Here is a 16,924-nt window from a genome sequence, read left to right on the forward strand (position 1 = left end):
CAGATTGAGCTCACCGGTTTACGGCTGCTACGCAGCCGGTCGGGGATAAATCCCCTCACTACAGGTTATCGGTCAGGCGCGATGAGGTGGCAAAGCTTGGCTGTCGCATCGATCATCTGCCCGCTGGGCCTTTCCAGGCCCTTGTCAGTGACAAGCAGCAGTTTCCCCTGCGTCACCGCCGCCACCTGCGGCCAGGATTTCCACGCATCGAGCTGCGCCTGATCACTCGCCAGAATCACCTCGGGATTGCGCTGCAACACGGCTTCTATACTCACCTGCGGCGCCGGTAGACTCAGGTCGGCGAACACGTTGCGCGCCCCGCACACCTGCAGCGCATCGCTGATGATCTGCCCTCCGCCCACCGTATACAGCGGCTTGTCCCAGACTTGATAGAACACCTTGAGCGGCGTGTCGCGACGATAGCGCTGGCGCAGGCCATCAAGTGTCTTGCGCAGATCCGCCGCCAACTTCAGCCCCCGCTCAGGCCGACCAAGTTGAGCGGCAATCGCTTCGATCTGCCCGGAAAGCTGTTCAAGGCTGTGCGGTTCGGCAACGAATGTGGGGACGTTCAAACGCTTGAGCTGATCACGCTGTGCCGGGCCGACACTGCCGGGCCAGAGCAACAAAAGATCGGGTTTCAGGCTGAGCAGTTGCTCCATGTCGAGCTGGCCATAGCGGCCAACGGAAGGCACCCCGGCAAGGGCCGCCGGGCGCTCGCCAGCGTCCAGCACGCCGACCAGCAGGTCGGCTGAATCCAGTTCAACGACGATTTCCGACAGAGACGGCGCAAGGCTGACCACGCGCAGACTCGCCAGCGCCGAGCCGCTGATGGCCAGCAGCAGAAGCGCCAGCCAGAGTTGGCGCATCAACCGAGTTGACGCGGAATACGGTAGAGGTAGAACAGCACCGCCGTGGACAACGCCAGCAGCATCAAGGGCACTGCTTCGAGGCCGACGAACACCGCCAGCGCGCCGATCCACGCCGGCAGCGCAGCCACAAGGAAGGCGCTGCGACGACGCGCCGCGAGAGCGATCCACGCCGCAGGTTCTTCAGGGGTATCGAGGGCTTTCTGGGTGGCGATCAGTGCGTGTTTATAACGGCCGAAAAGCTTCAGGCTGACAAACATCGACGCCACGCCGGCGATAAAGAACGGCATCGCCAGCACCGGCATGATCCCTTCGCCCTCACCGAACAGTGCGTTGAAGACAAACAACGGCACCAGCGCCAGCGCCAGGTATTTCCACCAGTCGACGCTGAGGCGACGGCGCACCTGACCGCGGGTCACGCGCGGTCGACCTCGCCCTGATGCTCGTTGCCCATCATGTGGTCGAGCTTGCTGGCCTTGGTCGCCAGGTAGAGTTTGTTGTGCGGGTTGTGCCCGGTGTGCAGCGGCACGCGCTCGGCGACGGTGATGCCCATGTCGGTCAAGGCTTTGACCTTGCGCGGGTTGTTGGTCATCAGTCGCAATGACTTGACGCCCAGATGCTCGAGCATCGGCAGACACATGGCGTAGTCGCGCTGGTCGGCGGCGAAACCCAGACGCTCGTTGGCTTCAACGGTGTCGGCGCCGCCGTCCTGCAATTCGTAGGCGCGGATCTTGTTCAACAGCCCGATGCCACGACCTTCCTGACGCAAGTACAGCAGCACGCCACGACCTTCACGGGCGATGGCTTTGAGCGCGCCTTCGAGTTGCGAGCCGCAGTCGCAACGCTGGCTGAACAAGGCATCGCCCGTCAGGCATTCGGAATGCAACCGGCCGAGTACCGGGGCACCGTCGGCGAAATCACCCAGGCTCAGCACGACGTGCTCGCGGCCGGTGGCTTCATCGAGAAAACCGTGCATGGTGAATTGCGCAAAAGGCGTTGGCAGCTTGGAAGCGGCGACAAAAACGACAGGCACCGGTGTGCTCCTGATCTAAAAAAGTCTGAAGATTCGCTGGGCGGCATTGTAACAGCAGCTTTGGGCAGGCGCTTAGGCTGAATTATCGGGCATAACGATCAAAAAGTTTGATCACTTGCGGACAACACCGACCCTTGTGGGAGCTGGCTTGCCAGCGATTGCGGTGGGTCAGCGAACATAATAGCGACTGATGTACCGTCATCGCTGGCAAGCCAGCTCCCACAGGGTCCAGTGTTAAACCGATAGATCCGGTTCAGTTCGGTTTGAACGGATACGGCTGCTTCCACTTCTCGAAGATCGGCTTCAGCTCGCCGCTCTTCACCAACTGGTCCATGCGCTGGTCATACAACGCCATCAATGTGCGGGCCTGTGGCGTATTGGCAAAGCACAGGTACAGCGGCAGTTCGGCGATATGGGTTTTACGGAACTGCGACGGATCCCTGGCCCGGCCGACCACGTAATCGACTTCAGTCTGCGCATCAATGTAATAGTCGGCACGGTTGTGGGTCAGCATCGACAGAATCCCGGTGCGCCGAATGACCTCGTTGTAGCTTTTCACGTTGGGCAAATAATTCTGGTAGTCGTAGCCGCGTACCCAGGCCAGTCGATAGTTGCCCAGGGTTTCCGGACTCGGTGCCGGATTGCTGGCGAGGCCCAGCGCGTAGATGTGATCGGTGTCGAAGTTCCAGCGCGGATAGAGCAGATCACTGGTCTCTTCATGATAAGAGCCGACACAGGCATCGACTTCGCCACGTTGAGCCAGCCCCACGGAACGCGTGTAAGGCTCGGTACGAATGTCGAGTTTCACCCCGGCCGGCTCGAACACCTTGCGCAACACGTCCCAGCCGAGGCCATGACCATCGGCGGCGGTGTAATCTTCCCAGTCTTCGCTGGCCAGATGAATGACCGAAGGCGTCGGTGCGGTGTCCTGCGCACTGGCGACAGTGCCCAGCAGGATAAAAAACACAAGCGCCCACCAACGTCGAGCCATCCCCAGTCCCCTCACGTAACCCTGACGCCCCTTGGGATCAGGTGAACAGCCACACCAGCCCCTGCATCGCCAGCCAGGCAAAGACACCGGCCAGCACGTCGTCGAGCATGATGCCAAAGCCGCCATGGACATGCCGGTCGACCCAGCGGATCGGCCAGGGCTTGAGAATGTCGAAGAAACGGAACACGAGGAAACCCGCGAGCAACCAGTACCAGCCTTCCGGCACCAGCCACAGGGTGATCCACATCCCGACCATTTCGTCCCAGACGATGCCTTCGTGGTCGTGCACCCGCAGATCGTCAGCGACCTTGCCGCACAGCCAGAAGCCGAACAGCATGGTGATGCCGAGCATCAGCCAGTATCCCCAATCGGGCAGCATCTGCCACAACGGGATAAAGGGTAGCGCAACTAGCGAGCCCCACGTGCCCGGCGCTTTCGGCAGCGTGCCGGAACCAAAGCCGAACGCGAGAAAATGCCAGGGATTGCGCCAGACCGACGGCGGCACGAATTCGGCCGGAACCTGTTTCGGGTGATCTGTCACGGTGTCTCCTGAAAATGTTGATAGCCCCGGATTTGCGGAGTGATGTCACGCCCCTCGCGATCCAGCAGCGCCACGCCCTGCCCCTCGGTCACACGGCCGATCACGTGAATCGGCCAACCGCCGGCCAGCAATGCCGGCAACTCGACGGACGGTAGGGTGAAGGCCAGCACGTAATCATCGCCGCCGCTCAACGCTGCACGCTCGGCACCGCGCTGCCCGAGAAACGCCACTAATGCATCCGACAACGGCACGCGCTCGCGTTCAATCTCGAGTCGAACCTTCGACGCCAGCGCGATATGACCGCAATCGGCGAGCAAGCCGTCCGAGATATCCAGCGCTGACGTGGCTTTGCCGCGCAAGGCCTGACCGAGGGCCAGTTGCGGTTGCGGCGACCAATAGTGGTCGAGCAATGGCTGGCCAATCTCCGGCGCGGCGTCGCGCTGGCCCAGCACCAGCGGCAATGCGCCGGCGGCATTGCCCAGCTCACCCCCGACGCACAACAAGTCCCCCGGTTGCGCGCCGCTGCGGGTCAAGGCTTGTCCGGCGGGCACTCGACCGAACACGGTGACGGTCAGGCTCAACGGCCCACGCGTGGTATCGCCTCCGACCAGCGCGACGCCGCAGTTTTGTGCCATGCGGTTCAAACCACGGGCATAGGCCTGCAGCCACTCGGCGGTCACCGTCGGCACAGTCAGGGCAAGGGTGAAGGCAACGGGCGTGGCGCCCATGGCGGCCAGATCGCTGACCGCGACGGCCAGCGAGCGCTGACCGAGCAGAAACGGATCGCAGGGGTCGGCGAAATGCACGCCGGCCACCAGCGTATCGGTGGAAATCGCCAGCTGTTCCCCGGGAGGAACCGCCAGCAAGGCGCAGTCATCGCCGATCCCCAGTGCAACACCCTCGCCGCCCTGCGCACAAGGCGCGGCGGCGAAGAAATTGCGGATCAGCTCAAACTCGCCCATGGCTGAGACAAAGAGTTCAAGCGCCGATCAGCGCTTGAACGCCTTCACTTCAGCTTCACGCAGGCGCGGAGCCAGCTTGTCGAGTACGCCGTTGACGAACTTGTGGCCGTCGGTCGAACCGAACACTTTGGCCAGCTCGATACCTTCGTTGATCACAACGCGGTACGGCACGTCGACGCGCTTGAGCAGCTCCCAGGTGGACAGGCGCAGAACGGCCAGTTCAACCGGGTCCAGCTCTTCGATCGCCAGATCCAGGCAAGGCGTCAGGGCGTTGTCGATTTCGGTCTTGAACTGCGGAACCCCGTGGAGGATTTCGCGGAAGTAAGCACCGTCGACATCAGTGAAATCGTTATCAACGCGGAACTGCGCTTCGATCTCGTTCAGCGATTGCCGAGCCATGTGCCACTGGTACAGCGCTTGAGTCGCGAGCTGACGGGCTTCGCGACGCTTGACGCTTTTCGAGGGCTTGCCGGCATCCGCAGGTTTTGGATCGCGCGGGTTGAAACGATCGCTTTCGTCGCTAATCACTTGGCCTCCAACTGCGCCAGCAGGCTGACCATTTCCAGAGCGGACAGGGCAGCTTCGGCACCTTTGTTACCGGCCTTGGTGCCGGAACGTTCGATGGCTTGCTCGATGGAATCAACGGTCAGGACGCCGAACGCGACCGGTACGCCGAACTCCATGGACACCTGGGCCAGACCCTTGGTGCACTCGCCTGCTACGTATTCGAAGTGCGGAGTGCCGCCACGAATGACTGCGCCGAGGGCGATGATGGCTGCGAACTCACCTTTCTGGGCGACTTTCTGCGCGACCAGCGGGATTTCGAAGGCGCCAGGTGCGCGGATGATGGTGATGTCGCTTTCGCTCACGCCGTGGCGAACCAGGGCATCAACTGCACCGCTGACCAGGCTTTCAACAACGAAGCTGTTGAAGCGGCCCACTACCAAAGCGTAGCGGCCTTTAGGGGCGATGAAGGTACCTTCGATGGTCTTCAGGGTCATTCGTCAGTTCTCTTAAAGAGCCGGGACGCGTCTCGTACGCATCCCTCAGTGATATTAGCTGTGGCGAGGGGATTTATCCCCGATGGACTGCGTAGCAGTCCCAAAACAGGGGCCGCTGCGCAGCCGTCGGGGATGATTCCCCTCGCCACAAGAATCCATGTCAACAATGCCGGAAACAACCGGTCATTATTCGGAGGGCACGTATTCTACAACTTCCAGATCGAAACCGGATATCGCATTAAATTTCATTGGCGCGCTCATCAAACGCATTTTGCGCACTCCGAGGTCACGCAGGATCTGCGAACCGGCACCGACGATGCTGTAGGTGGTCGGTTTTTTCGGCGCGGCCTGATCACCGGTTTCACGGATGTGCGCCAGCAACACGTCACCATCGAGCGGGTGACCGAGCAACAGCACCACACCGCTGCCCGCTTCGGCAACCGCAGCCATCGCGGCGCGCAGGCTCCAGCGGCCCGGTTGCTTGACCATCAGCAGGTCGCGCAGAGGGTCCATGTTGTGTACGCGAACCAGGGTCGGTTCTTCGGCGCAAACAGTGCCCAACGTCAGGGCCATGTGCACGTCGCCTTCCACCGAATCACGATAGGTCACCAGGTTGAATTGGCCCAGTTCGCTGTCCAGCGGCTGCTCGGCAATCCGCTGAACGGTACGTTCGTGGATCATCCGGTAGTGAATCAGGTCGGCGATGGTGCCGATCTTGATGTTGTGTTCGGCAGCGAAAGCTTCCAGTTCGGTGCGGCGGGACATGGTGCCGTCGTCGTTCATCACTTCGCAGATCACGCCGCTCGGCTCGAAACCGGCCATGCGCGCCAGGTCGCAAGCGGCCTCGGTGTGGCCGGCGCGAGCCAGGGTGCCACCGGCCTGTGCCATCAGCGGGAAGATGTGGCCCGGGCTGACGATGTCTTCAGCCTTGGCGTCTTTGGCGGCAGCGGCTTGCACGGTGCGTGCACGGTCGGCGGCGGAGATGCCGGTGGTCACGCCTTCGGCCGCTTCGATCGACACGGTGAACTTGGTACCGAAACCGGAACCGTTACGCGGGGCCATCAGTGGCAGCTTCAACAGTTCGCAGCGCTCGCGGCTCATCGGCATGCAGATCAGGCCACGGGCGTGCTTGGCCATGAAGTTGATGTGCGCAGCCGTGCAGCATTCGGCGGCCATGATCAGGTCGCCTTCGTTCTCGCGGTCTTCGTCATCCATGAGGATGACCATCTTGCCTTGGCGGATGTCTTCAACCAGTTCTTCGATGCTATTGAGCGCCACAAGGCACCCCCTTCAGTCAGGATTTGAGGTAGCCGTTGGCGGCCAGAAAGCTTTCAGTGATCGTACCGCCAGCGCTCGGCTCTGCGGCCTTGTCGCCCAAGAGCAGACGCTCCAGATAACGCGCCAGCAAGTCGACTTCCAGATTCACCCGGCGACCTGGCTTGTAGGACGCCATGATGGTTTCGCTCAGGGTGTGCGGAATGATCGTCAGCATGAATTCGGCGCCATCGACCGCGTTCACGGTCAGGCTGGTGCCGTCGACGGTGATCGAGCCTTTGTGGGCGATGTACTTGGCCAGTTCCTTCGGCGCACGGATACGAAATTCCACCGCGCGGGCATTGTCGGCGCGGGAAACGATCTCGCCGACACCGTCGACGTGACCGCTGACCAGATGCCCGCCGAGACGGGTGGTCGGCGTCAGGGCTTTTTCCAGATTGACCGGGCTGCCGCTTTTCAGGTCATTCATGGCAGTGCAGTCGAGGGTTTCGCGGCTGACGTCGGCAGCGAAACCGTCGCCCGGCAATTCAACCGCCGTCAGGCAGACGCCGTTGACCGCGATGCTGTCGCCGAGTTTGACGTCGCTCAGGTCGAGCTTGCCGGTTGCAACATGCACCCGTACATCGCCGCCCTTTGGGGTCAGTGCACGGATACTGCCGATGGATTCGATGATGCCGGTAAACATGGGGTTCTCCTTGAGAACGAAGCCAGCGCTAACGCGATGGCCGGGAATTATACGCTCGCCGATGGAACAGGGATGGCAGTGACTCGCCAGTCATCGCCAACCGCGCGAATTTCAGTGATTTTCAGCTCGGGGGCGTCCTTCATGAAGGACAGCGGCCAGTCCAGCAGCGGACGTGCCGAGGAACCGAGAAACTTGCCGGCGATGAAGATCACGAACTCGTCGACCAGACCGAGCTGAGCAAACGCACCGGCCAGACGCGGGCCAGCCTCGACCAACACTTCATTGACGCCACGGCCGGCCAGTTCGATCAGCAGTTGATGCAGATCGACCTGACCGTCATCGCCCGGCACGATCAGACACTCCGGACCGTTGGCGTATTGCTCTTCGACTGCCATGCACGTGGCGACCAGCGCCGGCCCAGCCTTGAAGAATGGCGCGTCGAGCGGCACCCGCAGACGACCATCAATCAGCACGCGCAATGGCGGGCGGCTCATGGCCAGCGCAGTTTGTTCGGCATCGAGGCCCAACTCGTCAGCGCGCACGGTCAGGCGGGCGCCATCGGCCAGCACCGTGTCAGCACCGGTCAGGACCACGCTGGCCTGGGCGCGCAAACGCTGCACCGCCGAACGTGCGGCCGGGCCGGTGATCCATTGGCTCTCGCCGCTCTCCATCGCCGTGCGACCGTCGAGGCTCATGGCCAACTTGACCCGCACGAACGGCAAGCCGTGTTCCATGCGTTTCAGGAAACCTTGATTGAGCTTGCGCGCCTCACCTTCCAGCACGCCGCTTTCGGTGGCGATACCGGCATCGGCCAAACGCTGCAAGCCACGGCCGGCCACTTGCGGGTTGGGATCGCGCATTGCTGCGACCACACGCCCAACGCCGGCATTGACCAACGCATCGGCACACGGCGGCGTGCGGCCATGGTGGCTGCAAGGTTCCAGCGTCACGTAAGCGGTGGCGCCCCGGGCCAGTTCACCGGCGGCGCGCAAGGCGTGGACTTCGGCGTGCGGTTCGCCGGCACGTTCATGCCAGCCTTCGCCGACAATCTGCCCGTCCTTCACAATCACGCAGCCCACACGAGGGTTGGGGTGCGTGGTGTAGTGACCTTTGCGCGCCAGTTCCAGCGCGCGGGCCATGAAATGGGCGTCGAGGATGGCCTGCTCGGCGGCGCGGGTCATTCTTTCACCGGTTCGCGGGCGAGGCGGTCGATCTCTTCGCGGAACTCGTTGAGGTCCTGGAAGCGTCGGTACACCGAGGCGAAACGGATGTAGGCCACTTCATCGAGCTTTTGCAACTCGGCCATCACCAGTTCGCCGACCACGAGGGATTTGACCTCGCGCTCGCCAGTGGCGCGCAGCTTGTGCTTGATGTGGACCAGGGAGGATTCGAGGCGCTCGACGCTCACCGGACGTTTCTCCAGGGCGCGTTGCATACCGGCGCGGAGTTTTTCTTCGTCGAACGGTTGGCGGCTGCCGTCGGTTTTGATCAGGCGCGGCAACACCAGTTCGGCCGTCTCGAACGTCGTGAAACGTTCGCCGCAGGCCAGGCATTCACGCCGGCGGCGCACCTGTTCGCCCTCGGCGACCAGACGCGAGTCGATGACCTTGGTGTCGTTGGCACCGCAGAAGGGACAGTGCATGGTGGCTGGCAACAAAAAAAGGGAGGGCCATGGTAGCGCATCCCGGTGGCAAGACAAGCCATAGGGTTTGCGGTATACAGACGGGCATGATCGTTTGATCCATGGATTTCATTTTGCCGGAGCCGCCAATGCCTTTACGTCCGCTCGTTTTGCTCAGTCTTTTCAGCCTGCTGGTGGCCTGTGGCAGCGATGCGCCCAAGCCGCAACCGCCGACGCCGGGACCTGCGCCTCAACAGGCACAGAAAAAAGCCAAGGAGGCCGCCGACCTCGGCCCGCTGCCCGCCTATCAGCGCGAATTGAGCGGCACCCTGCAAGGCGTACCAGCCGGTGCCGAAGTCGAACTGGCGCTGCTGGTGATCGATGAAAAGGATCGTCCGCAACAATTGCTCGCCAGTTCCAGCCTGATCGGCAACAACCAGATCCTGCCGTTTCGCCTGCGCTTCAACCCGGACGCGTTTCCGGCCGGGGCACGGGTTGAGCTACGCGGCCGCGCCAGCCAATCCGGCCAGTTGATCCTGCACCTGCCGTCGCAGACCATCACTCAGCCGACCACGCAGGCGCTGGGCCAACTGCAATTTGTCAAAGCACCATGAATGCACCGCTCGACCTGCAACAGGCCTTAGGTGAATTGCTCGGCGACGCCAGACTCAAGGCCTGTGCGTTGCCGGACACCGATTTAAAGCTGTGGCTGATCGACGGCGACAACATGGACCGCGAATTCAGTCAGGAAGAAACCCAGCGAATCCTGCACGAACCGCCGTACTGGAGTTTTTGCTGGGCCAGTGGACTGGCAGTGGCGCGTTATCTGGCCGAGTTTCCAGAATGGGTTCGTGGCAAACGCGTGCTGGATTTCGGCGCAGGGTCCGGCATCGCCGGGATTGCCGCAGTGAAGGCCGGGGCGCTGGAAGTGGTGGCCTGCGATCTCGATCCGCTGGCGATCGCCGCGTGCCGGGCGAATGCCGAACTCAACGATGTGCAGATGAGTTATTCGACGGACTTTTTTGCCGAAGCGGATCGCTTTGATCTGATCCTGGTGGCGGATGTGTTGTATGACCGGGAGAATCTGCCGTTGCTTGATGCGTTTCTCAGCCGTGGCCGTGAAGCGTTGGTGGCGGATTCGCGGGTTCGGGACTTTCAGCATCCTTTGTATGAGCGGATTGAGATGCTTGAGGCGATGACCTTGCCGGATCTGGCGGAGCCTGAAGAGTTTCGCCATGTCAGCCTGTACCACGCCCGGCGCTGACTAAAAAGCATCGCGGGCAAGCCCGCTCCCACAGTGACCGAGTCGAACCGAGATTTTGTATACGACACAGAACCCTGTGGGAGCGGGCTTGCCCGCGATGGCGTCCTCCCTGACAACTCATCTCTAACTTTCGGCCACACCCCACCAAGCCGTATAGTTGCCCCATCCACGCTTTGACGAGATCCCCCATGAGTGAGCCAACGCCGTACATCTTCGACGCCACGACTGCCGATTTCGACCAGTCGGTAATCGAAGCCTCTTTCAACAAACCTGTGCTGGTGGATTTCTGGGCCGAATGGTGTGCGCCGTGCAAAGCGCTGATGCCGATGCTGCAAGGCATTGCCGAGAGCTATCAGGGCGAACTGCTGCTGGCCAAGGTCAACTGCGACATCGAGCAAGACATCGTCGCCCGCTTCGGCATTCGCAGCCTGCCGACCGTGGTGCTGTTCAAGGACGGGCAACCGGTCGACGGTTTTGCCGGGGCACAACCGGAATCCGCCGTACGCGCCTTGCTTGAGCCGCATGTGCAGATGCCGGCGCCGGCCGCTGCCGATCCATTCGAACAGGCTCAGGCCTTGTTTGATGACGGCCGTTTCGCCGATGCCGAAGCGGCGCTGGTGGTCATGCTCAATGAAGACAACACCAACGCCAAGGCGCTGATCCTCTACGCCCGCTGCCTGACCGAACGCGGTGAACTGGACGAAGCGCAAACCGTGCTCGACGCGGTCAAGAGCGATGAGCACAAGGCCGCTCTGGCCGGGGCCAAGGCGCAGATCAAGTTTCTCGGCCTTGCCCGCGACCTGCCGGACGCTGCCGACCTGAAAGCGCGTTTGGCGAAAGATCCGCAGGACGATGAAGCTGTCTATCAACTGGCGATTCAGCAACTGGCTCGTCAGCAGTACGAAGCCGCGCTGGAGGCACTGCTGAAGTTGTTCATCCGCAACCGCAGCTATGGCGAAGGTTTGCCGCACAAGACCTTGCTGCAAGTGTTCGAGTTGCTCGGTAACGATCATCCGTTGGTGAATGTGTACCGTCGCAAGGTGTTTGCCGCGCTTTATTAAGATCAAGAGATCGCAGCCTTCGGCAGCTTACGTCCCTCCTGTAGGAGCTGCCGCAGGCTGCGATCTTTTACGGTCTACTCGATCCAGCTGTAGAGCGGCGTATCTGCGCCGCTCACCACTTTCACATCCGAACTATGGCGCAAACGCACCAACAGGCGCTTGCCTGAAACCGCGCTGCCCGTCAGCCCTTCCAGTTGTTCGAGCAGATCCGGCCCGCTGAGCTGGCCAGCCTTGCGCAGCAAATCCCTGGCGACCTGCCACAAGGCATCGTCCTGATTCAGCGGTTTCGCCACTGGCGCCGAAGCGGTTGCCGCTTGAGCGATCTGCGGCTGTGCGCCAAGGGCCGAGCCCAGCTTCGCCCAATCGCTGTCATCCAGTTCCACTGTCAAATCCACCGGCACGTCACCGACGGTTCCGCGTATCCGCAACATTGAGTTCGCTCCCGCACATTTCTGACCTGCATGCTCCCACGGGACTTGTGTAACGCCAAGCGCACCTGCATCACATGCGTCTGACACTTATCACGCAATCATCTACATTGCTCTCTTTCCCTTGGAAAGGATGCCCATGTCTTCAGGACGAAAACTGGCCTCGAAGGGAGGCCCAATCTGATGCAGCCACAAAGGCATCAAGTGTCACCCGCTCAAATGAACCGCCTGTTTTGGGTACTCCTGACAATTGTGCTTCTGCTGATCGCGGGTTGGCGTTTTTGGTCGCCTGTCGACCTTTCATCGTGCCAACGCGACGCGACTGCATCAGGGCCACTTACCGCATTCATTCGTGAGCACAACGCTCGTATCGACTGGCGGGACATGGATGACCGTTTCGACATACTTTCCACTGCCGAAGGCCAAAAGATTGCTGGCCAATCACAGCTGTACACCTGCGAAGCGCTGCAGATACTGCAAAGCCCGGCGTTCAGTCAGAGTGAAAAAATATTCACTACGGCGTTGATGTTCCATTTGCCGATCAGTCAGTACATGGGTTTCATGGATCGCAGCCATCAACTCTACAAAGAGCACAGCATCGATCGGGAAGTGATGAAGCTTGTGGTACTGCCGCGCGGAACAGCAATCAACTACTGGTGGCTTCCGGCTTGGCGCCAGCGCTTCACTCGCGATGCCCCGCACGTACTCGATGCAAATCTGACCAGGCATGTGCTCTCGGGCCATTACTGGTTCGACTATCCCGGCGCAGGCTTCTGACTCTACAAGCATGACCTGCAATCTACGCACCGCTCTGGAATCTGTCCCGGGCGGAGCTCAGTCTTGCCTTGCGCAAAACGGAGCGCACGGGCAAACTCTGCGCACTTTCGTTATAAGATTACATAACAAACTCTTCACTTTACTTCCCGGAGACCGCCATGCGTCGTCTGCTGCTCGCTTTGCCGTTTGCCCTGTTGCCGCTGGCCATCGCCCATGCTGCCGATGAGCATGATCACGACCATGAACACGGCAGCCTCGGCGCGCATGAACACGGTGTCGGTCGCCTCAATGCCGCACTCGATGGCCAGACCCTGGAACTGGAGCTGGAAAGCCCGGCGATGAATCTGGTCGGATTTGAACACGTCGCCAGCACTGACGCCGACAAATCCAAAGTCGCCGCCGCCCGCGCTCAGCTTGAGAAGCCATTGGCCCTGTTCAACCTGCCCGCCGCTGCCGGTTGCAAAGTGGTCAGCCAGGAGCTGGAAAGCCCGTTGTTCGGTGACAAGCCGGATGCCGACGACCATGACGACGATGAAGCGGACAAGGACGGTCACGAACATCACCACGACCACAGCGAAATCCATGCGCACTATCAGTTCAACTGCGCGGCCCCGGGTGCACTGAAGACGCTGGATCTGGCGAACATCTTCAATACCTTCCCGGCCACCCAGAAGATTCAGGTACAACTGATCAGCGCGAGCGGCCAGCAAGGCACCGAAGTGACGGCCAAGGCTGCTGCGCTGAAATTCTGAATCCTGTAGAGATCCCCTATAGGAGTGAGCCTGCTCGCGATGACGCTGGCACATTCGGCAACCATGCTGACTGACCCACCGCCATCGCGAGCAGGCTCACTCCTACACAAGGGCCACTCAACTATCCGACCGGTTTCAAATGACTCAAGCACTCATCGAACTGTCCGACCTGGGCTTCAGTTGGCCCGGTCACCCGCCGCTGCTGGACATCCCGGCGTTTCGTCTGGAGCCGGGTGAAACCCTGTTCCTCAAAGGCCCCAGCGGCAGCGGCAAGACTACCCTGCTCGGCCTGCTCGGCGGCGTGCAGAAGCCCGATCGCGGCAGCATCCGCCTGCTCGGCCAGGAGCTGACCGAACTCTCCGCCGGCGCCCGCGATACCTTCCGCGTCGATCACACCGGCTACATCTTTCAGCAATTCAACCTGCTGCCCTTCCTCTCGGTGCGCGAGAACGTCGAGTTGCCCTGCCACTTTTCCAAACTACGCGCCGAGCGGGCGAAACAGCGTCACGGCAGCGTCGATCAAGCCGCGGCCACGTTGCTCGCCCACTTGGGTCTGAAGGATGAAAGCATCCTCAGTCGTCGTGCCGATTCGCTGTCGATTGGTCAGCAACAACGAGTCGCCGCCGCCCGTGCATTGATCGGCCAACCGGAACTGGTGATCGCTGACGAGCCGACTTCGGCACTGGACTACGACGCCCGGGAAAACTTTATCCGCCTGCTGTTCGCCGAATGCCGCGAGGCTGGTTCCAGTCTGCTGTTCGTCAGCCACGACCAGAGCCTGGCGCCGCTGTTCGACCGTCACCTGTCCCTGGCCGAGCTCAATCGCGCCGCCACGTCTGCCGAGGTCTGAGATGTATTTGTTTCGTCTGGCCATGGCCAGCCTGGCCAACCGCCGTTTTACTGCGTTGCTCACTGCCTTCGCCATTGCCCTGTCGGTGTGCCTGCTGCTCGCCGTAGAACGGGTGCGCACCGAAGCCAAAGCCAGTTTCGCCAGCACCATCAGCGGCACCGACCTGATCGTCGGCGCCCGTTCCGGCTCGGTGAACCTGTTGCTGTACTCGGTGTTCCGCATCGGCAACGCCACCAATAACATCCGCTGGGACAGCTTCGAACATTTCGCCAACAACCCGAAAGTGAAGTGGGCGATCCCGATGTCCTTGGGTGATTCCCATCGCGGCTATCGTGTGATGGGCACCACCGAAGCCTATTTCGAGCACTACCAGTACGGCCGCCAGCAGCATCTGCAACTGGCCGATGGTCGCGCCTTCGCCACCGATCCGTTTGAAGTGGTGCTGGGTGCCGAAGTGGCCGAGGCCCTGCATTACAAACTCGGCGACCAACTGGTGCTGGCCCACGGCGTGGCGGCGATCAGTCTGGTCAAGCACGACGATAAGCCGTTCACTGTGGTCGGCATTCTCAAGCGCACCGGCACCCCGGTGGATCGCACGCTGCACATCAGCCTCGGTGGCATGGAAGCAATTCACATTGACTGGCACAACGGCGTGCCGGCGCGGGGCAACGGCCGGATCACGGCGGATCAGGCACGCAACATGGACCTGACGCCGCAAGCGATCACCGCGTTCATGCTCGGCCTCAACAGCAAGATTTCCACCTTTGCCCTGCAACGCGAGATCAACGAGTTCCGTGGCGAACCGATGCTGGCGATCCTGCCAGGCGTGGCCCTGCAAGAGTTGTGGAGCCTGATGAGCACCGCAGAAAAAGCCTTGTTCGTGGTCTCGCTGTTCGTGGTGCTGACCGGGTTGATCGGCATGCTCACGGCGATTCTCACCAGCCTCAACGAACGGCGCCGGGAGATGGCGATCCTGCGCTCGGTCGGCGCACGGCCGTGGCACATCGCGAGCCTGCTGGTACTGGAAGCCTTTGCCTTGGCGTTGACCGGGGTGATCGCCGGGCTGGCGTTGCTGTACATCGGCATCGCCGCTGCGCAAAGTTATGTGCAGGCCAATTACGGCTTGTATCTGCCGCTGGCGTGGCCGAGTGAGTATGAATGGACGCTGCTCGGTGGCATTCTGGCGGCCGCGCTGCTGATGGGCAGCGTGCCGGCCTGGCGCGCGTATCGCCAATCTCTGGCCGATGGCCTGTCGATCCGTTTATGAGGATGTTCACCATGCCCCGCGCCGTGCTTGCGCTGTTATTGCTGGTCGCCCTGCCCGTTTGGGCGGCGGCGCCGAAAGACCTGACCTGGTCGGAAATGATCCCCCGGACGCCGCGCCGGAAGTGCCGAACATGACCCCGCTGCACGACCTGTCGAAGATGAGCGATGCGCTGTCCGCTGAATCTGCGCCAGCGGCCAGACAGGACATGCCGAACGCGCCGGTGGTGCAATCACTCGACGGTCAGAACATTCGTTTGCCGGGCTACATCGTGCCGCTGGAAGTCAATGAAGAAGGACGCACCACGGACTTTTTGCTGGTGCCGTACTTCGGCGCCTGTATCCATGTGCCGCCACCGCCGTCGAACCAGATCGTGCATGTGAAAAGCGAACTCGGCGTGAAGCTCGATGAGCTGTACCAGCCGTATTGGGTCGAGGGGCCGTTGCAGGTCAAGGCGTCGAGCAGTGAACTGGCGGATGCCGGGTATCAGATGGATGCCGACAAGATTTATGTGTATGAGCTGCCGGAGTGAGTCCGACAGTTCTGTGCGGTTTGTAGGGACCTCATCGCTGGCAAGCCAGCTCCCACAGGTTTTGTGAGTGATACAAGTTTTGTGAACGACTCGATCACTGTGGGTACTGGCTTGCCAGCGATGAGGCCCTCAAAGGTTCCACAAGAAATCATCCCTTCACTGTTTCATTGAGCTGAGTCAAAAGACCGTATCAGTTGGCTTCGTACCATAGGACATCAAACATTTTTAACGTCCTTTCGGAGCCCCCATGAACAAGTCCTTGCTCAGCGCTTCGCTGTTTGCTCTCGCGCTCGCAGCCCCGCTCGCCCACGCTCACGATGCCGGTGACATCCTGATCCGTGCCGGTGCAATCACCGTCAATCCGAAGGCCGACAGCTCCAGCGTCAAGGTCGATCAGGGTCCGCTGAGCGGCACCAACCTGGGCGGCAAGGCGACCATGAGCAGCGACACTCAACTGGGCCTGAACTTCGCTTACATGCTCACCGACCACGTCGGTATCGAGTTGCTCGCGGCCACGCCGTTCGAACATGACGTGAAGATCAAAGGCACTGCCCTGCCAGCCGCCAACGGCAAGCTGGGTACGCTGAAGCACCTGCCACCGACTCTCAGCGTCGTCTACTACCCACTGGATTCGAAGTCGCCGTTCCAACCGTATGTCGGCGGCGGCATCAACTACACCTGGATCTACGACGAGCACGTCGGCAGCGAAGCCAGCGCCAACGGTTTCAGCAACTTCAAGGCGAAAAACTCTTGGGGTCTGGCCTGGCAGGTCGGTGCTGACTACATGCTGACCGACAACATCATGCTCAACGCCCAGGTGCGCTACATCGACATCGATACCCGCGCGACTGTGGAGAACAACGCCGTTGCGCCGGGCACTCGTGCTCGGGTGAACGTAGACGTTGATCCATTTGTGTACATGGTCGGTCTGGGCTACAAGTTCTAAGGAACATTCGCGTGGTGGTGAATGCGGGCTAATGTGGCGAGGGAGCTTGCTCCCGCTGGGCTGCGAAGCGGCCCC

General features: G+C 61.2%; 21 protein-coding genes and 1 pseudogene. 9 read left to right on the forward strand and 13 right to left on the reverse strand.

Annotated features, from left to right (window positions below; translation table 11 throughout):
* Nucleotides 1-65: 65 nt before the first annotated feature.
* The 12 genes from KI231_RS26040 to nrdR form a co-directional block, all read right to left on the reverse strand.
* Nucleotides 66-866 carry a cobalamin-binding protein gene (locus tag KI231_RS26040; protein WP_213026700.1) on the reverse strand — a complete coding sequence of 267 codons (801 nt, stop codon included), beginning with the start codon at nt 864-866 and terminating at the stop codon, nt 66-68.
* Nucleotides 866-1,285, reverse strand: a complete 420-nt coding sequence (locus KI231_RS26045; RefSeq protein ID WP_213026701.1) for an MFS transporter — start codon at nt 1,283-1,285, stop codon at nt 866-868. The genes KI231_RS26040 and KI231_RS26045 overlap by 1 nt, the downstream gene beginning before the upstream one ends.
* Nucleotides 1,282-1,899, reverse strand: a complete 618-nt coding sequence (gene ribA / locus KI231_RS26050; RefSeq protein WP_103303726.1) for a GTP cyclohydrolase II — start codon at nt 1,897-1,899, stop codon at nt 1,282-1,284. The genes KI231_RS26045 and ribA overlap by 4 nt, the downstream gene beginning before the upstream one ends.
* 253 nt (nt 1,900-2,152) lie before the next feature.
* Nucleotides 2,153-2,890: a substrate-binding periplasmic protein gene (locus KI231_RS26055; RefSeq protein ID WP_213026702.1), complete on the reverse strand. Its 738-nt coding sequence runs from the start codon at nt 2,888-2,890 to the stop codon at nt 2,153-2,155.
* Between the two features lie 37 nt (nt 2,891-2,927).
* Nucleotides 2,928-3,431: a phosphatidylglycerophosphatase A family protein gene (locus KI231_RS26060; protein ID WP_103303728.1), complete on the reverse strand. Its 504-nt coding sequence runs from the start codon at nt 3,429-3,431 to the stop codon at nt 2,928-2,930.
* The gene (gene thiL, locus KI231_RS26065; protein WP_213026703.1) at nt 3,428-4,393 is read right to left on the reverse strand and encodes a thiamine-phosphate kinase; all 966 of its coding nucleotides are present in this window, start codon (nt 4,391-4,393) and stop codon (nt 3,428-3,430) included. Before thiL ends, KI231_RS26060 begins: the two co-directional genes overlap by 4 nt.
* 27 nt (nt 4,394-4,420) lie before the next feature.
* The gene (gene nusB, locus KI231_RS26070; RefSeq protein ID WP_103303730.1) at nt 4,421-4,921 is read right to left on the reverse strand and encodes a transcription antitermination factor NusB; all 501 of its coding nucleotides are present in this window, start codon (nt 4,919-4,921) and stop codon (nt 4,421-4,423) included.
* Nucleotides 4,918-5,394, reverse strand: a complete 477-nt coding sequence (gene ribH, locus KI231_RS26075) for a 6,7-dimethyl-8-ribityllumazine synthase (protein ID WP_003228649.1) — start codon at nt 5,392-5,394, stop codon at nt 4,918-4,920. Before ribH ends, nusB begins: the two co-directional genes overlap by 4 nt.
* Before the next feature lie 186 nt (nt 5,395-5,580).
* Nucleotides 5,581-6,672, reverse strand: a complete 1,092-nt coding sequence (gene ribBA / locus KI231_RS26080) for a bifunctional 3,4-dihydroxy-2-butanone-4-phosphate synthase/GTP cyclohydrolase II (protein WP_103303731.1) — start codon at nt 6,670-6,672, stop codon at nt 5,581-5,583.
* Between the two features lie 16 nt (nt 6,673-6,688).
* A complete protein-coding gene (locus tag KI231_RS26085; RefSeq protein ID WP_103303732.1) occupies nt 6,689-7,354 on the reverse strand; it encodes a riboflavin synthase in 666 nt (221 codons plus the stop codon).
* A 47-nt stretch (nt 7,355-7,401) separates the two neighbouring features.
* Nucleotides 7,402-8,535 carry a bifunctional diaminohydroxyphosphoribosylaminopyrimidine deaminase/5-amino-6-(5-phosphoribosylamino)uracil reductase RibD gene (ribD, locus tag KI231_RS26090; protein WP_213026704.1) on the reverse strand — a complete coding sequence of 378 codons (1,134 nt, stop codon included), beginning with the start codon at nt 8,533-8,535 and terminating at the stop codon, nt 7,402-7,404.
* Complete coding sequence (nrdR, locus tag KI231_RS26095; protein WP_003228656.1) at nt 8,532-8,996, reverse strand: transcriptional regulator NrdR; 465 nt, start codon at nt 8,994-8,996, stop codon at nt 8,532-8,534. Before nrdR ends, ribD begins: the two co-directional genes overlap by 4 nt.
* Before the next feature lie 128 nt (nt 8,997-9,124).
* On the opposite strand from nrdR, the gene KI231_RS26100 reads away from it, so the two are divergent.
* From KI231_RS26100 to trxA, 3 genes are all read left to right on the forward strand, one after another.
* Nucleotides 9,125-9,589, forward strand: coding sequence for a YbaY family lipoprotein (locus tag KI231_RS26100; protein WP_103303777.1), 465 nt, complete (start codon nt 9,125-9,127; stop codon nt 9,587-9,589).
* The gene (locus KI231_RS26105) at nt 9,586-10,239 is read left to right on the forward strand and encodes a class I SAM-dependent methyltransferase (RefSeq protein WP_213026705.1); all 654 of its coding nucleotides are present in this window, start codon (nt 9,586-9,588) and stop codon (nt 10,237-10,239) included. Before KI231_RS26100 ends, KI231_RS26105 begins: the two co-directional genes overlap by 4 nt.
* A gap of 188 nt (nt 10,240-10,427) precedes the next feature.
* Nucleotides 10,428-11,300, forward strand: a complete 873-nt coding sequence (gene trxA / locus KI231_RS26110; protein WP_103303735.1) for a thioredoxin — start codon at nt 10,428-10,430, stop codon at nt 11,298-11,300.
* A gap of 74 nt (nt 11,301-11,374) precedes the next feature.
* Here the strand turns inward: trxA and KI231_RS26115 are convergent, their stop codons facing one another.
* Complete coding sequence (locus KI231_RS26115; protein ID WP_213026706.1) at nt 11,375-11,731, reverse strand: hypothetical protein; 357 nt, start codon at nt 11,729-11,731, stop codon at nt 11,375-11,377.
* Nucleotides 11,732-11,947: 216 nt separating this feature from the next.
* Between KI231_RS26115 and KI231_RS26120 the strand changes: the two genes are divergently transcribed.
* From KI231_RS26120 to KI231_RS26145, 6 genes and pseudogenes are all read left to right on the forward strand, one after another.
* Nucleotides 11,948-12,505, forward strand: a complete 558-nt coding sequence (locus KI231_RS26120) for a hypothetical protein (protein ID WP_213026707.1) — start codon at nt 11,948-11,950, stop codon at nt 12,503-12,505.
* Between the two features lie 158 nt (nt 12,506-12,663).
* Nucleotides 12,664-13,257, forward strand: a complete 594-nt coding sequence (locus KI231_RS26125) for a DUF2796 domain-containing protein (protein WP_213026708.1) — start codon at nt 12,664-12,666, stop codon at nt 13,255-13,257.
* A gap of 139 nt (nt 13,258-13,396) precedes the next feature.
* Nucleotides 13,397-14,107 (forward strand): ABC transporter ATP-binding protein, encoded by a 711-nt coding sequence (locus KI231_RS26130; RefSeq protein WP_103303739.1) that lies wholly within the window; start codon nt 13,397-13,399, stop codon nt 14,105-14,107.
* A gap of 1 nt (nt 14,108) precedes the next feature.
* Nucleotides 14,109-15,374 (forward strand): ABC transporter permease, encoded by a 1,266-nt coding sequence (locus KI231_RS26135; RefSeq protein ID WP_103303740.1) that lies wholly within the window; start codon nt 14,109-14,111, stop codon nt 15,372-15,374.
* 11 nt (nt 15,375-15,385) lie between these two features.
* A pseudogene (locus KI231_RS26140) lies at nt 15,386-15,903 on the forward strand (DUF3299 domain-containing protein).
* 247 nt (nt 15,904-16,150) lie between these two features.
* Entirely contained in the window at nt 16,151-16,849 is a 699-nt protein-coding gene (locus KI231_RS26145; RefSeq protein WP_103303741.1) for an OmpW/AlkL family protein, read from the forward strand.
* Nucleotides 16,850-16,924: the final 75 nt, after the last annotated feature.

Source organism: Pseudomonas sp. Seg1 (assembly GCF_018326005.1).
Classification (GTDB): Bacteria; Pseudomonadota; Gammaproteobacteria; order Pseudomonadales; family Pseudomonadaceae; genus Aquipseudomonas.

Bases quoted from the DNA above. Each gene is read 5' to 3' on its own strand.
- KI231_RS26100 (WP_103303777.1), top strand. From the start codon at position 9,125: ATGCCTTTACGTCCGCTCGTTTTGCTCAGTCTTTTCAGCCTGCTGGTG.
- KI231_RS26125 (WP_213026708.1), top strand. From the start codon at position 12,664: ATGCGTCGTCTGCTGCTCGCTTTGCCGTTTGCCCTGTTGCCGCTGGCC.
- nrdR (WP_003228656.1), bottom strand. From the start codon at position 8,996: ATGCACTGTCCCTTCTGCGGTGCCAACGACACCAAGGTCATCGACTCG.
- KI231_RS26085 (WP_103303732.1), bottom strand. From the start codon at position 7,354: ATGTTTACCGGCATCATCGAATCCATCGGCAGTATCCGTGCACTGACC.
- KI231_RS26130 (WP_103303739.1), top strand. From the start codon at position 13,397: ATGACTCAAGCACTCATCGAACTGTCCGACCTGGGCTTCAGTTGGCCC.
- KI231_RS26055 (WP_213026702.1), bottom strand. From the start codon at position 2,890: ATGGCTCGACGTTGGTGGGCGCTTGTGTTTTTTATCCTGCTGGGCACT.
- ribH (WP_003228649.1), bottom strand. From the start codon at position 5,394: ATGACCCTGAAGACCATCGAAGGTACCTTCATCGCCCCTAAAGGCCGC.
- KI231_RS26120 (WP_213026707.1), top strand. From the start codon at position 11,948: ATGAACCGCCTGTTTTGGGTACTCCTGACAATTGTGCTTCTGCTGATC.
- ribD (WP_213026704.1), bottom strand. From the start codon at position 8,535: ATGACCCGCGCCGCCGAGCAGGCCATCCTCGACGCCCATTTCATGGCC.
- KI231_RS26115 (WP_213026706.1), bottom strand. From the start codon at position 11,731: ATGTTGCGGATACGCGGAACCGTCGGTGACGTGCCGGTGGATTTGACA.
- KI231_RS26145 (WP_103303741.1), top strand. From the start codon at position 16,151: ATGAACAAGTCCTTGCTCAGCGCTTCGCTGTTTGCTCTCGCGCTCGCA.
- KI231_RS26040 (WP_213026700.1), bottom strand. From the start codon at position 866: ATGCGCCAACTCTGGCTGGCGCTTCTGCTGCTGGCCATCAGCGGCTCG.
- thiL (WP_213026703.1), bottom strand. From the start codon at position 4,393: ATGGGCGAGTTTGAGCTGATCCGCAATTTCTTCGCCGCCGCGCCTTGT.
- KI231_RS26105 (WP_213026705.1), top strand. From the start codon at position 9,586: ATGAATGCACCGCTCGACCTGCAACAGGCCTTAGGTGAATTGCTCGGC.
- trxA (WP_103303735.1), top strand. From the start codon at position 10,428: ATGAGTGAGCCAACGCCGTACATCTTCGACGCCACGACTGCCGATTTC.
- KI231_RS26135 (WP_103303740.1), top strand. From the start codon at position 14,109: ATGTATTTGTTTCGTCTGGCCATGGCCAGCCTGGCCAACCGCCGTTTT.